The organism is Roseobacter weihaiensis, from assembly GCF_020622345.1.
GTDB classification, from domain to species: domain Bacteria; phylum Pseudomonadota; class Alphaproteobacteria; order Rhodobacterales; family Rhodobacteraceae; genus Roseobacter; species Roseobacter weihaiensis.
On sequence record NZ_JACNMO010000046.1, the window covers coordinates 1 to 14,005 of the forward strand.

Annotated in this window: 12 protein-coding genes and 1 pseudogene; 9 read left to right on the plus strand and 4 right to left on the minus strand. The window is 57.8% G+C overall.

Going from position 1 to position 14,005, the window contains the following annotated elements:
* Nucleotides 1–160 precede the first annotated feature (160 nt).
* Together H7847_RS25805 and H7847_RS25810 are read right to left on the minus strand one after the other, a co-directional pair.
* Nucleotides 161–475, minus strand: coding sequence for a YunG family protein (locus H7847_RS25805; RefSeq protein ID WP_227272453.1), 315 nt, complete (start codon nucleotides 473–475; stop codon nucleotides 161–163).
* Nucleotides 476–551: 76 nt separating this feature from the next.
* Nucleotides 552–1,196 carry a LysE family translocator gene (locus H7847_RS25810; RefSeq protein ID WP_227272455.1) on the minus strand — a complete coding sequence of 215 codons (645 nt, stop codon included), beginning with the start codon at nucleotides 1,194–1,196 and terminating at the stop codon, nucleotides 552–554.
* 596 nt (nucleotides 1,197–1,792) lie between these two features.
* Here H7847_RS25810 and H7847_RS25815 point away from each other — a divergent pair.
* From H7847_RS25815 to H7847_RS25850, 8 genes are all read left to right on the plus strand, one after another.
* The gene (locus tag H7847_RS25815) at nucleotides 1,793–2,392 is read left to right on the plus strand and encodes a DUF4129 domain-containing protein (protein ID WP_227272456.1); all 600 of its coding nucleotides are present in this window, start codon (nucleotides 1,793–1,795) and stop codon (nucleotides 2,390–2,392) included.
* Nucleotides 2,392–3,705: a hypothetical protein gene (locus tag H7847_RS25820; protein ID WP_227272458.1), complete on the plus strand. Its 1,314-nt coding sequence runs from the start codon at nucleotides 2,392–2,394 to the stop codon at nucleotides 3,703–3,705. Before H7847_RS25815 ends, H7847_RS25820 begins: the two co-directional genes overlap by 1 nt.
* Nucleotides 3,695–4,651: an AAA family ATPase gene (locus tag H7847_RS25825; protein ID WP_227272460.1), complete on the plus strand. Its 957-nt coding sequence runs from the start codon at nucleotides 3,695–3,697 to the stop codon at nucleotides 4,649–4,651. The genes H7847_RS25820 and H7847_RS25825 overlap by 11 nt, the downstream gene beginning before the upstream one ends.
* 23 nt (nucleotides 4,652–4,674) lie before the next feature.
* Nucleotides 4,675–5,934, plus strand: coding sequence for a DUF58 domain-containing protein (locus H7847_RS25830; protein WP_227272461.1), 1,260 nt, complete (start codon nucleotides 4,675–4,677; stop codon nucleotides 5,932–5,934).
* Nucleotides 5,934–6,935 carry a stage II sporulation protein M gene (locus H7847_RS25835; RefSeq protein WP_227272463.1) on the plus strand — a complete coding sequence of 334 codons (1,002 nt, stop codon included), beginning with the start codon at nucleotides 5,934–5,936 and terminating at the stop codon, nucleotides 6,933–6,935. Before H7847_RS25830 ends, H7847_RS25835 begins: the two co-directional genes overlap by 1 nt.
* Nucleotides 6,932–7,873, plus strand: a complete 942-nt coding sequence (locus H7847_RS25840) for an RDD family protein (RefSeq protein ID WP_227272465.1) — start codon at nucleotides 6,932–6,934, stop codon at nucleotides 7,871–7,873. Before H7847_RS25835 ends, H7847_RS25840 begins: the two co-directional genes overlap by 4 nt.
* A 236-nt stretch (nucleotides 7,874–8,109) precedes the next feature.
* Nucleotides 8,110–8,904 carry a hypothetical protein gene (locus tag H7847_RS25845; protein WP_227272467.1) on the plus strand — a complete coding sequence of 265 codons (795 nt, stop codon included), beginning with the start codon at nucleotides 8,110–8,112 and terminating at the stop codon, nucleotides 8,902–8,904.
* Between the two features lie 646 nt (nucleotides 8,905–9,550).
* Complete coding sequence (locus H7847_RS25850) at nucleotides 9,551–11,353, plus strand: NAD(P)/FAD-dependent oxidoreductase (protein WP_227272469.1); 1,803 nt, start codon at nucleotides 9,551–9,553, stop codon at nucleotides 11,351–11,353.
* A gap of 315 nt (nucleotides 11,354–11,668) precedes the next feature.
* On the opposite strand, the pseudogene H7847_RS25855 reads toward H7847_RS25850, so the two are convergent.
* A pseudogene (locus tag H7847_RS25855) lies at nucleotides 11,669–12,726 on the minus strand (IS110 family transposase).
* Nucleotides 12,699–13,046: a hypothetical protein gene (locus tag H7847_RS25860; RefSeq protein WP_227272471.1), complete on the minus strand. Its 348-nt coding sequence runs from the start codon at nucleotides 13,044–13,046 to the stop codon at nucleotides 12,699–12,701. The pseudogene H7847_RS25855 and the gene H7847_RS25860 overlap by 28 nt, the downstream one beginning before the upstream one ends.
* Before the next feature lie 134 nt (nucleotides 13,047–13,180).
* Between H7847_RS25860 and H7847_RS25865 the strand changes: the two genes are divergently transcribed.
* Nucleotides 13,181–13,711: a hypothetical protein gene (locus H7847_RS25865; protein ID WP_227272473.1), complete on the plus strand. Its 531-nt coding sequence runs from the start codon at nucleotides 13,181–13,183 to the stop codon at nucleotides 13,709–13,711.
* The last annotated feature ends 294 nt before the right edge of the window (nucleotides 13,712–14,005 follow it).

The following is a 14,005-nucleotide window of genomic DNA, read 5'->3' on the forward strand; positions in this document are numbered from 1 at the left end:
CGGCCCAACCGAACAGGACCATCAATGACTGCGAAGAGAAGTGTGACCCGGATGAGAGACAAGGATTCCTACAGCACGGAAATGACACAATGAAATGAACTTGACCCAAACGCCCGATTAGAGAAGTACCAATTCGCTGCGGCTGCGCCAACGGCTGCTTCTACTTTGAAAGCTCGTCTATCAGCGACTTCTTTAACGCGTCGTATTCGCGGTTCGGGATACCTTGCATCGCAGCATCGCGATCAGTCAGCTGATCCTCATACGGATTTGGGGCAGGGAAACGCGCGCCCGGCCTCGTAAATTGGCTGTCAGTCAGGTCGCATCGCTGACCGTCTATGCAGTTGTAGTAGTGCCAAACCTCCGGGTAGCGCGTCCGCAAAATCTCTCCACCGAAAAGATCATGGACCACAGCACTTGTGACATTGCATTGACCGTTTGCTGGGTTTTCCTTTGCCCATTTTTTCGCGGTTTCCAACTACCAAGCGCTCTCCAGCGCTGCCCTGACTTGTTCTTCGTCAAAGATCATCTTACGAAAAATCCAAAGCCGTTCGTCATGACAGTTTTGTAGAAAGAAGTCTGAAACCCGCAAAGGCGAACAAACCCCCGAGCATTGCTTGAATCGGTCGGCGAGCCTTGGCGTAAGCCGCGACCACCTTAGTGGTAGAGAACGCGAGCGTGTAGGCGATGTGTACAATCAGTGAAAGTGTTGTTGTTCCAAATATAATCGCCCCAAGGACCCAAGCCGGAGAGGTCGCATCCATACCTAGCGACACGATCGCAATCCAACCGAACGCGGCTTTCGGGTTGGTCATGTTGAGCAGATAACCCCTTGCAAGCAGCCCTTTCAAGGAGCTGCGGCCTGCGTTCATTTTGGCCTCGCTCAGGTCGTCCCGCGACACCGCTGAGCGGAAAGATTTGTAGGCAAGGTAGAAAAGGTAGAGGCCGCCCGCGATCTTGATGACGTACAAAAGCTGACCGTAGGACGCGATCAGCGCAGCGAGGCCGAGGACACTCGCTGTTGACCACGTGAGCGTTCCTGCAGCCACCCCAACGCTGACTGCTAGCCCAGACATCTTTCCGAGCGCCATCGATGTACCTGCGACTGCAAGAACATTCGGTCCCGGCGTAGCATTTTGAAGAAGAAATACCCCGTAAATCAGGAAAATGCCCGGAAGGTAGGGCGCAAATTCGGTCATTGGTACGCACTTTCGGATTGAACAAACTGATGCTGCTGCGGACGCAACTTTTTGATGATGTTACACTCTTTTGTCCAAACCGGATAGCTGACATTTGTCGTTCTCGCAGCATCCGGCAATACTGGGCTCGGAGCCGTCATCTGACGCTTTTGATCGGTTGACGGGCGGGTGCCAGCCCAAAGCGGACGCGATCCACAATGCCGTTTTTCCGGCCCTGGAGTGCCTCGCCTTCGTCGCAGAACCAGCGCTCACCCTACCTGCCAGCACGCATCTCTCAGCAAGGCAGCAACCCGGCGGTACCCTGACACATGTGGTCACAAGGAACCTCCCTACTGCGAGGCCGCGTTACGGGTAGCTTTTTATATCACGCATCGGGCATCATGATTCTGCCGTGCGTTCTGCACCAGAGTTGCTATAGTGCGAAAGTTCCGGCCTCAGAAGACATTGCGTGTAGGACGCACTCTGGGTAGAGGATGTCCATGAGGTGCTGGTTTGGTTTTATTAGCTTGGTTCTTTGTTGTGGTCTTGTTGCCACAGCTGATGCGCAACATCAGGAATTGAACGCGGAGCGGATTGGGCCTTCAGGTGAGGCATATGTGGCCTCCATCCGGTTTCGCGGCATCGACACCCAGATCGCCTACTTTGATCCGACGCGCCCACCGCCACCCTTTGAGACAAGCCAGGCCGTCAGCGCCGCTGACGAGGATACGTCTGAGCTGACGACCAGACTGACCGGTGGATCCGGGATCAGTTTCGTCATATCGCTTATTTTTCTGCTTGGTATCATATTTTTTGGGGTCCTCTTTGGAGGGCGGCTGTCGGTTTCCTTTGCGCGTCAGCCTGACGGCGAAACTGACACCACGCAACGCGTTGCCAGCGGTGGGCCAGTTGGTCGTCCGATACAGATGGGCCTGCAGGCGATCATGGCCATGCCGGACCGGAGAAGTGCCTTGATCGCGTTATGCAAGACGCTTTTGGCACGGGTCGTGGCGTCGGAAGGGGTGCTTATACAGGGCAGTTGGACGGACAGGGACACTCTGCGCCGGATCCCGCGCGATCATGAACAGCGAGAGGTCCTGACCGCGCTTGTCTATGACAGCGAGCGGGCGCAATTCGGCGGCCGTGACGTGACCGAAGCTGAGTTTCAGACCTACCTGGGCCGCCTGCGGCCTCTGTTATCGAAAGAGGCCTCCTGATGTCGGCCACGCCAACCCAGGCTGCGAAAGTCGGAGCAGACAAGATCATCCTTGGGCTCTTGGCAGTGCTTGTGCTGTGCGCGGTTTTTTACGCCCTGAGCCAACGGCAACAAGCCTTGCGAAGCTCTCCCACTGGACTTGATGGGCTACAACTCTGGCTGTCTCACAATGGTCAAGACAGCCAGAGTTTTAGCGGCGGCTGGCCACTGGATACCGAAAACATCGGGCTGCAGATCATCCCGCTTTACGACACAAACCTAGTGGACCGGCGCAGGCCACCCAAAACCAAGGAAGAGTTGATCCAGCAGCAGGATGAATACGACCTTGAACGCGCAAAAATCCGCAGTAAATCTGCAATGGTGCCAACGCTGATTGTCTTGCCGAAATGGCGAAGCGGCATGCGGTTGACCGGACTGGCGCACCCATTTTTACTCAGCAACGGGGAACTGATCCAGCAGACAGGTCGAGATCTGATCGACGGCTCCTCCAATATGCGCGTCGGGCGCGCGCGCCAACCGTTCACAACCTTTGAATTTAGAGCAAAAAATGGGACGATCTACGAAACGCTTATCTATGCTGCACAAACACTGAATTCCTCCAACTGCCTGCCCATTATCGGAACACAAGAAGCCATGTTGCTTGGGTGGTGTCATCTCATCAAAACCAACGGCAAAACACGTGTTTTCGTGTTGTCTGATCCCGACCTGATCAACAATCATGGGCTGATGTTGGGCGAGAACGCCTTTGTCATGCGGGACTGGGTCGCCCAGGTCGCGGGTGAACGCCGCGTGATCATCGACTACAGCCGCGAAAACTGGCTCTCGAATGGCGCATCGCGCGTGCAACGGGATCGGACATGGGCGGATCTTCGACGCTTCTTTTCCCCACCCTTCACTCTGATGTGGGCAGGGCTGGCTCTGGTGGTTGGGCTGACGCTGTGGCGCGCGGCGGTGCGGTTTGGGCCGCTGTTGACCGGGGTAACTGGAATCGGAGCGAGCAAGATGGTCGCCATCGCCGCGAGGGCGAAGCTGATGCGGCTCAGCAACCGGGATGGCGCGCTTGCACGTGAATACTGCCAGGCCCGGCTTGCCGCGACAGCAGCCCATTTGTTCGGGCCAGCTCATGCCCGCCGGTTCGCGCGGCCGGAGGCCTTCGTGACCTACATCAAACGTTGTCACCCACGGCATGCCACGGCGCTGACGTCGGCGCTGAACCAGATCGAAACACTGCCTGATAGCGCGACTGCCGCCCACGCCCTTGCCACCGTCGCCGCGCTTGACGGTATTTTGGAGAGAATACGACATGACACTTGAGGCACTGAGCACCCGCGCAGATCAGCTACGCGTCGAAATCGGGAAGGTCGTTCTCGGCCAGGAAGACGTGGTCGACATGCTGATCATCGCGCTTTTTGCTCGGGGTCACGTGTTGTTGGAAGGCCCGCCCGGAACCGCAAAGACGCTGCTGGCGCGCAGTTTCGCGTCAGCGCTTGCGCTGGATTTCGGGCGCATCCAGTTCACGCCGGACTTGATGCCGGGCGACGTACTGGGCACATCGATTTTCAATTTCGACACCAATGACTTCATATTGACCAAAGGTCCGGTCTTTAGCGAGGTCTTGCTGGCCGATGAAATCAACAGAGCGCCGCCCAAAACCCAGGCTGCGCTGCTGCAAGCCATGAACGAGCAGATGGTCTCCATCGATGGGCAAGACCACCCCCTAGGCGATAGCTTCATCGTCGTGGCCACCCAAAACCCCATTGAACAGCAAGGCACCTATCCGCTGCCTGAAGCTCAACTGGATCGCTTCCTGTTCAAGGTTCTCGTGGATTTCCCGCCCGAGGACGTCGAAATGGCGATCTTGCAACAACATGCGGCCAAGCCTGTTCGCGCACGCGGGGAGACGGATGGCATTCAGACGGTCCTCGACCCTGCTGCCCTGGCCGAAAGCCGCAAGATCATCGATAGTATCATTCTCGATGACGGCATTCTCGCCTATGTCCTGCGTCTTGTGCGCGCCACGCGCGAGACGGACGACATCGCCTTTGGCGCATCGACGCGCGCAGCGGATTCGGTTGCATTGGCCACCCGGGCCGCCGCCGCGCTCAGCGGGCGCGATTTTGCCATCCCGGATGACGTGAAGCGGATGTTCGTGCCCGCTCTGCGGCACCGCATCGTCCTGGGCCCCGCCGCAGAGATCGAAGGCAGGTCCCCTGACATGGTGCTTGAAAGCATCCTCAGCCAGATTGAGGTCCCCCGCTGATCCGCCCCTCGGTCAGATGCCTTGTGCTGGCCCTGGTGGCTCTGGCGTTCACTGTCCTCGCCGCCGTCTGGGGCGGGGTGGGGTATGATCTGGCTCTGGCGGGCTGGGCCGTGTTGGCTTTGACCGGAATCGCAGATCTTGCGCTTTCGATGCGACGACGAACCGATCTGACGTATCATGCACCTGCGGAGGTCTTCATTGGCGAAAAACTGGTGCTACATCTCTCTGATCCGGCCATGCGGTTGGAACAGCGGGCGCGGTTTGATTGGCCCGCGGGGCTGGACGGTCCCGATGACGTGGCCTTTTCGGATGATGGGTCCGCATCCGTCGAGGTGCTCGCGACCCGACGGGGGCACTGGGAACTGGGCCACCTGTGGCTCTTTTGGCCGTCTCGGTTGCGGCTTTTTGAATTCGTACCGAAAGTGTCACTGGGTGCTGAGATCCGGGTCGTGCCGAATATCAGGCTGATCCAATCGGGCGCATTGACCACCCGCGTCGTCAGCGCTCTTTTCGGCGTGAAGGAGAATCGGGCCATCGGTGATGGATCGGAGTTTCACCAACTGCGCGACTTTACCGCCGGGATGGACGTGAAAACCATTGACTGGAAAAGATCGGCCAGAAAACGCACGCTCGTGGCCAAGGAGTTGCGTGCGGAGCGGAACCACCATGTCATCCTGGCCATCGACAATGGCTACTTGATGCGAGAGGAAATCGCCGGCCTGCCAAAGATCGATCATGCGGTCACCGCGGCTTTGGCGGTTGCCTGGGCGGCAGACGTTGGCGGCGATCTTGTCGGCCACTATGCCTATGATGTGCGCCCGCGCTCCTTTGCCAAGCCACAGGCAGGTCGTGCCGCATTCGTGCGACTGCGCAGTTGGGCGGCAGAGCTTGACTATGTCAGCCGCGAGACCAATCACACCCTCGCCTTGACAGAGCTCAACGCGCGCACACCGAAACGCAGCCTGATCATCATCTTCACTGATTTCGTGGACACGACGTCGGCTGAATTGATGCTGGAGAATATCGGCATCCTGGCCAAGCGACATCTTATCCTCTTTGTCGCCATTCGAGATCAGGATGTCGAAGGACGCGTGGAGACGGCGCCAACCGATATGACCGGCGTGGCGACGCTGGTTGCGGCGAACCAATCCATATCGGAGCGGCGGCTGGTCCTCGAACGCCTCACCCATCTCGGCGTGACGGTCATCGACGCGAAGCCCGGACAGGTGACGGGACGCTTGATCTCGGCCTATCTCGATATCAAGGAGCGGGAGTTGATCTGATGAAGGAGGTGACAAGCACCATCCGTTCGGCCCGGTTCCGAGCAGAGCGCGAAGCAGATTGGGTACGCCTGGAAGACCTGGTGAGCAAAGCGGAAAGGGGCGGCGCGCAATCGTTGAGCTTTGCCGAGGCGCGCGATCTTGCCACACTTTACCGGGAAGCCACGACGTCGCTGTCCATCGCCCGTGAGATCTCGCTCGACAAGGCGCTGCTGGCCTATCTGGACGCGCTCGCCGCGCGTGCCTACCTCAGCGTCTACGCACCGCAGGAACCGCTTGGTGGTGTCTTTGCCCGTTTTTTTACCGTTGCGGCGCCGCAAGCTATGCGTCGCTCGGCGGGGTACATCGCGCTTGGATTTCTCAGCATGGGACTGGGCGTGTTGGTCGGCTATCTGCTCTATATGGACAGTGCGGACTGGTACTATGTGTTCATACCACCCGGCCTTGCAGATGGACGCGGGCCTGACGCGTCGACCTCTGATCTGCGGTCCGTGATCTACGACGCATCCCCCGAGGGGTCTGGTCTCGGGGCTTTCGCCAGTTATCTCTTTTCTCACAACACCCGCATCGCGATCTTTGTCTTTGGCCTGGGCGTCTTCGCCTGCTTTCCCGCCTTCCTTCTGACGTTTTACAATGGTCTGATCTTGGGCGCCTTTTACGCACTGCATGTGGAACGCGGGTTGGGCTGGGACCTCGGTGGATGGTTGTCCGTGCACGGGGTGACGGAACTGTCGGCAATCTGCGTGGCTTGCGGTGGCGGCTTGCAGCTGGGTCTTGCAGTACTCTTCCCGGGCCAGCAGTCGCGCAAAGATGCGCTGCACAGGGCCGGCAAAGATGCGGTGAAACTCGCTCTGGTGGCGGCGCTCATGTTACTGGTCGCCGCCATTCTGGAAGGCTTCGCACGCCAATTGATACAGGACCGAACGTTACGTTACGTGCTGGGCTGGGGCGTCGGGTGCCTGTGGCTGGCATGGATTCTCTTCGGCGGTCGGCGACAGGTATGAAGCGTAGACAAGCAAACCGTTTGCGCCGCAAGGAGCGCCGCGCCGCACGGGCCAAGGCCGCAGCGACCATTCTGCCGCCGGAAGGCGTACCGCTCAATCTGCCCGTCGCCGGTGCCGGTGTGCGGCTGGGCGCACAGATCGCGGATATCTTCATCACCGGCGCATTTGCCATCACACTGCTGGTTATGATGAGCGTTAGCGGAGTGGTGAGCGCAAACACGATGGTCGCCATCGGGGCGCTGCTTTTTTTCGCAATACGGGTACCATACTATGTGTTGGCCGAACTGGCCTGGAACGGGCAGACCATCGGCAAGCGGATGATGAAGATCAAGGTTGTCTCCCACTTCGGCGGGTCGTTGAGCACCCACGCGCTGGTGTTGCGAAACCTGATGAAGGAAGCAGAGGTCTTCCTGCCTGGAACCCTTGTGCTTACCTTGAGCCACGAGAGCCCGATTGCGTCCTGGCTGAGTTTCGCCTGGGTGACGATGGCATTGCTGATCCCGTTGACGAACCCGCACCGGATGCGGCTCGGAGACATGATGGCTGGCACGCATGTAGTCCATCTTCCAGTGCCGATCTTGCTGGCTGATGTGGCGCAATCGTCCCCACCTATCGCTGCCACAGGCCCAAAAACTTTCGTCTTCCTGCCGCATCAGCTGGATCACTATGGCCGTTTCGAGCTGCAGACCCTGGAGACATTCCTGCGGTCAGAGGCGGCACCAACCAATCCGGCGTCACATCGGCAACGCCAGGAAACGCTCGCTTCCATCATTGACCGGATCCGAAAGAAGATCGGCTACGCGGACGTGGTGCCCCCCTCAGACCATCAGCGGTTCTTGCAGGCTTTTTACAACGCGCAACGCGCATATCTGGAACAGCGACAACTGTTCGGGGACAAACGGGTGGACAAACATCATAGGCAAGCCCCGCGTGGATGAGGCTCGTGGGTTTTTACCCCGTTTTTGCGTCTGCTTCGGAGCTGAGCCTGACACCGCATAGACTTGATAAATGGTCTACAATCAGGCTGTTTTTAGCTCATTGAACACGTTCTGGATGGGGGCGCGAATTCAGATGCTATATCCTGTCAAAAACAGGCTTTTGTATCTGTTTTTTTGGCTCTAAGGATATATCGAGTTGAAGGTTTTTTGGATATTCAAAACGTGAGGAACATAATATGGCGACGGCTGGCACTGATGCACCAAAGACCCCACTTGGCGTTGGAAGCATAATTTCAGACAGCTTTTCGATTATGTTTGGCAATTTCGCCAAGGTCCTGTTGCTGGGCTTTACCGGTGCAATCGTTGGTTTAATCGTCTCGGCAGCGTTCCTCGGCTTCGATTTGGCGACTGGCATTGCCGAACCGGACGCAATCGTCTCAGCGAACATAGGTGTGGTCGGCTGGGTCGTGCCGACGCTGGTCAATATGGTAATCTACGGTCTGGTCACAGCCCTGATCATCCAACTTGCCTATGATGCGAAGCTCGGCCGATCCAACAGCATTGGGACTTACTTCTCTGCCGCTCTACCTGCGCTGTTCCCAATTATCGTACTGTCGATCGTTGTCTTGATACTGACATCTTTGGGGGCTTTCGCCTTGGTCATCGGCGCACTCTGGGTCTATGCGGTGTTTTATGTCACGGTGCCTGTCGTCGTGATCGAGCGCGGCGGCTTCGGCTCCATGGGCCGTAGTGCAACTTTGACGAAGGAATACAGATGGTCCATCGCCGGCCTGCTTGTCGTCGTGCTTGCCATGTCCGTGATCGTACAAATAGTCGCTGGTTTCCTTATTGCCGCCTTGGCTTTTGTAGTTGGTGGTTTGGTTGGGCAGATCGTCATAGCTGTCAGCTTTGCGGGGATCAACGGCATCGCCTATGCGTTTGGTGGCATTGCAGGTGCCCTGACTTACGCACGTCTACGCGAAATCAAGGAAGGTGTCGCCGTCGATCAGATCGCGGCGGTGTTCGACTAAACCAAAAAGGCTTGGCGGGATCTCGCCGCGCCGTCATCCTGCCTGGGTCATTTCAACGATATGGGCGTTCTTCTCAATCGAGCGCTCCATACGCCGGTATTTCTGAACTGACTTTGTCATTCGGTAATGGGATGTCGGGTATTGCCCGTGCTCATACCGGCATCACAGATCAGCCAGATGTTTAACGTCAGATGACTTTGACCTTTACGTCAAAGATTGACCCAGTTCGTGAACAGCGGAAATACACACTGCAATTGCGGTTCGAGCCTTATTTTAAGGGGATTTGGACGCACGAGCGAGGTTTGCAGATATCCATGTCAAACAATGGGGTTCATAGCGTCTGACGCCCGCTTCCGGAGCTTGCGGCAAGGCTTGCGGGATTTGACCATTTTTCCGTTGAACCAATTAAAAGCCCTTTTTCCCATGGCTCCATCCGGGCATTTCCGCCTTCATTGGCTGTCTTCGGGTTACTGCAATAAGAGTGCCCCTCGATGTCACCATTGTCACTGCATGTGATCGTGACGGCGCAATGGGTTTGACCGGTCAAATCATGCGTTCCCCGCGCAACTGGCTTCGCAACGCAGGAAATTGTCGCCTGCGCAGGCCAACTCTGCCACACTCCCCTACGTCTAACGGGAGGTAGAGGATGCTAGATACGACGATTAACGACCAGGTCACAGCTGTTTTGGAGGCTTTCGGCACCGCATTGGAACAGGGCGATATTGAGGCCGCCACTGCGCTGTTCCAGACCGATTGCTATTGGCGCGATCTGGTCACATTCACCTGGAACATCAAGACGATGGAGGGTCAGGACCAGGTGCGCGACATGCTGGGCGCACAGCTCTCGGCCACCCAGCCGACGGGCTGGCGCGTTGCCGACGGCGAAGTGGCCACGGAAGACGGTGGGATCATCACCGCCTGGATCAGTTTTGAGACGGGTGTTGCGCGCGGCTATGGGCTGATCCGGCTCAAGGACGAGCTGATCTGGACCTTGCTGACCACCATGGTGGAGCTGAAAGGCCATGAGGAGCCGCTGGGCCATGAGCGGCCGTTGGGCGCCAAGCACGGCGCGGGCAAGCATCGCAGGACATGGGCCGAGGAGATCGCGAAGGAGCGCCGCAGCCTTGGCTATACCGAACAGCCCTATACGGTGATCATCGGTGGGGGGCAGGGCGGCATTGCCCTGGGCGCGCGGCTGCGGCAGCTGGGCGTGCCCACGATCATCGTGGAGAAAAACCAACGCCCCGGCGACAGTTGGCGCAACCGCTACAAGTCTCTCTGCCTGCATGATCCTGTGTGGTACGACCATCTGCCCTATCTGTCCTTCCCGCCGAACTGGCCCGTCTTTGCGCCGAAAGACAAGATCGGCGACTGGCTGGAGATGTACACAAAGATCATGGAGTTGAACTACTGGACCCGGTCGACGGTTCAGAACGCCACCTACGACGCGGCAAGCAAGCAGTGGATGGTGACCGTCGACCGGGACGGTGAAGAGGTCATCCTGAAGCCGAAACAGCTGGTCTTTGCCACCGGCATGTCGGGCAAGGCCAATATGCCGGAACTGCCCGGCATGGGCAGCTTCAGAGGGGATCAGCACCACTCCAGCAGGCACCCGGGACCGGACGGCTATGCCGGGAAGAAAGCGGTTGTCGTCGGCTCGAACAATTCCGCGCACGATATTTGCGCGGCCCTGTGGGAGGGGGACGTTGACGTGACCATGGTGCAGCGGTCCACGACCCATGTTGTCCGCTCCGAACCGCTGATGGAAATTGGTCTTGGTGATCTTTACTCCGAGCGCGCGGTCGAGGCGGGCATGACCACGAACAAGGCGGACCTGATCTTTGCCTCGCTGCCCTACAAGATTCTGCATGAGTTCCAGATCCCCGTCTACGACAAGATCAGGAAGGTGGATGCAGAATTCTACGCCGGGCTTGAAAGGGCCGGGTTTCAGCTGGACTGGGGTGCTGATGGGTCCGGGCTCTTCATGAAATATCTGCGGCGGGGGTCGGGCTATTACATTGATGTGGGGGCGAGCCAGCTGGTGATTGATGGCAAGATCAAACTGGCGCATGGCCAGGTTACTGAAGTCGTTGAGGATGGTGTTGTCCTGGACGATGGCACCAGGCTTGAGGCGGATTTGATTGTCTACGCCACGGGCTACGGGTCGATGAACGGCTGGGTGGCCGATATCATCGACCAGGAAACCGCGGACAAGGTCGGCAAGGTCTGGGGGCTGGGCTCGGACACGCCCAAGGACCCCGGACCCTGGGAGGGCGAGCAGCGCAACATGTGGAAGCCGACGCAGGTTGAGGCGCTGTGGTTTCACGGTGGCAACCTGCACCAGTCCCGCCATTATTCGCAGTTCCTGTCGCTGCAGCTCAAGGCCCGGATGGAGGGCATCGACACGCCTGTCTACGGCTTGCAGGAGGTGCACCACAACGGGCGGTAAGAGCGCGGCGGCGACCCTCACCGGGGTGCCGCCTTACCGTCTTTGAACGATGAACAGTGACGGCTCTGAGCCCGCATTTATGTACCGTCTGCGGCTCGCAATGCCTGTGATGCATGTCTTCTGGAAGTCGCTGATATGTATCCGGCCTTTCGATCGGCTTTCTTCGTTGCCGTGGCCCTGTTGGGAATACGCCCGCGCCCTTGTTTCATTACCTACCGGACCGTTTATGGCCATTTGGGCTCTCAGACTTTGGGAGCGGCATTGTTCCGTTCCATGCATGTTAGGTTTACGAACATCTTTGCTGTTTGCGGGTTCCTAGAGCGCAACCGGAATCTCGTGGCCCCTCCTGTCAAAGTCGGTGCCTGATCTCAGAACGCTCCAGGCGATCCTGGCCAGTTTGTTGACGAGCGCGACCCCGAGCCTGTTGTGCTGCATGCGGGTTGCGGCCGCCTCTAGCCAGGGGCCAAAGCTGAACTTAGGCCAGTTCTGGGGCCGCATCATGATCACCTGCGCGGCCTGGACGGAAGAGAGTGCGCAGGTACTTGCTTCCGCGCTTAGTAAGGCGCACAAGAATCCTCCGCCCGCCAGTGCTGTTTTGATGTGGCACCAATCCTAGCCATGCCGCGAAGTCCCGCCCCTGTCATAGGCTACGCCTTTCCCGAGGGCGGCGACAACCGCTGTCGAGATCAACAGGCCAATCCCGGGAATGGTCATCAGGCGCTAGCAGCTCTCCTCGGAAGTGCTAAGCTCCTTGATCTCGGATGTCGTCATGTCGATCCGCTTGTCCAACCAGACCCAGTCTTGCTGAAGGCCCAGGATGAGTTTTCGCATCCTCAGTGACAGTTCATCGCTTCGGTTGTTCAGAATAGCTTCGAGTGAGTTGCGCAGGGCGGCTACGCTTTTGCGGACAGTGATGCCCCGCTCGAGCAGGAACGCCCGGATCTGGTTCATCGTCGCGGTCCGCCGTGACACAAGACGCGACCGGACACGATGCAGGGCCTGCAGGTCGAGTTGTTCTTGCGTCTTCTCAGAGACCGTCTTCAGATTGGGGCGTAACGCCGCTTCCGCAATGACTTCGGCGTCGTTGTAGTCGTTCTTCTGCCCTTTATTGAACGGCTTCACATAGACTGCCGGGATGATCCGTGGCTCAAAGCCCAGTTTGCGCAGTGTGCGACTGACAAAGTGCGCGCTCATGCACGCTTTCATGACCACAATAACCGTGCCAAATCTTTAAACGTCGCTACTAGCGCGAGACGCTTGATCTTCTTGCGCAACACAAGATGGCCATCGTGATCGAAACCAACCAAGTGAAATATATCTTTGCCAATGTCGACACCAACCGACATCAGTTCATCAGAGTATGTCTTCGCCATGCTACTTCTCCATGGTGCACAAATAGGCCAAGCCTAACCTGCTGGGTGAAGCAGCCGGTACATCCCATTACCGGCTCATCCGTCATGTCGCAGCGAATGTCGGCTATTGCTTCAGTGGATAGAGCCGCACCGGCACTATGATCAGCACGTGCGATAACCTTCTTGGCTTCGAGTTTGAGGAAGGCGCGACAGTCCTTATAGTCTTCAAGCTCATCAAAGCGATCAGCCAAACGCCCGGCTAGGGAAACGCACATTGCTGACCGTGGCGCAGTCATCGAGGCTTGCTGGCATATCTCGTTGCGGGTAGTTTGCTTGGACATGTTGCCATCAACACAAACGATTTACCGCAATCTGCCAAACAATTGCTGTGTTTTACCTATTCAAGAAGCGAATGAGCGATGAGAGGGGGCAAAGCGAAAGATATTTCGGGCCCAAGCAGAAAGGTGAGGCCTTTTTGTCTCTTCTCTGCCTGCTTTCAGCCGGTGGGCTGATCTATCTGGTGCTCTTTGAATTCGGTGTACGGCTTCCGCCTGATCCGCGGTCTGACGGGACGCTGATTATGTGCGTTCTCATTTTCCTGTTGCTGGTTGCGGCGTGGGCGACGCTGCAATGGCGCCCGTATCAAAGCGAGCTTCGCATCAATCAGGATGGGGTCGAGATGCGGGCATGGGCGCGCAATCCGCTTCGGCGGACAAAGCTGTCTTGGGACAGGATCGCGCGGATCGGGCATCGGAAAACAACGGTTTATCGTGGGCCTGACATGATGTGGCTGGTATTTATCGAGCCGGAAAATGAGAGCGGCCAGGCCCGAGAGCGTCAGTTTATTCTGAACGGACTGGAAAGCGACAAGGGCAACATTGTTCAGCATGTCATTACGGCGCTTATCCAGGGTGCGCGGGCGCAAGGATATGAGGTGGATGGGCCACGGCCGATCCATGTGGGTACGTGGTTCAATGGCATCAACTGGACGTTTCGCAAGACCTGATCCCAGTCGCGCAAAAGGGCGCCGGAAGCGCAGGTAAAATAAATCCGAGTCCTGCGGCCGATTTGCCGCTCCCTTTCAACAATTTCCGGCACTCAATGCCTGAGGTCAGGCACGCGCGTATTCGGCACGCGGCGCACACAGCAGCCATTGGCGCAGCGGCACCCAAAGTTCTCTATCTGCGGCTTCGATTTCAAGGACGGATTTAGGTCGCATCGGGCTCATGGTTCTCTCCGGGGTCGAACGTGCCGCCCCATAATGGCGTCGGTGACGGGATGCCTTCTAGAAGTCCGCTGC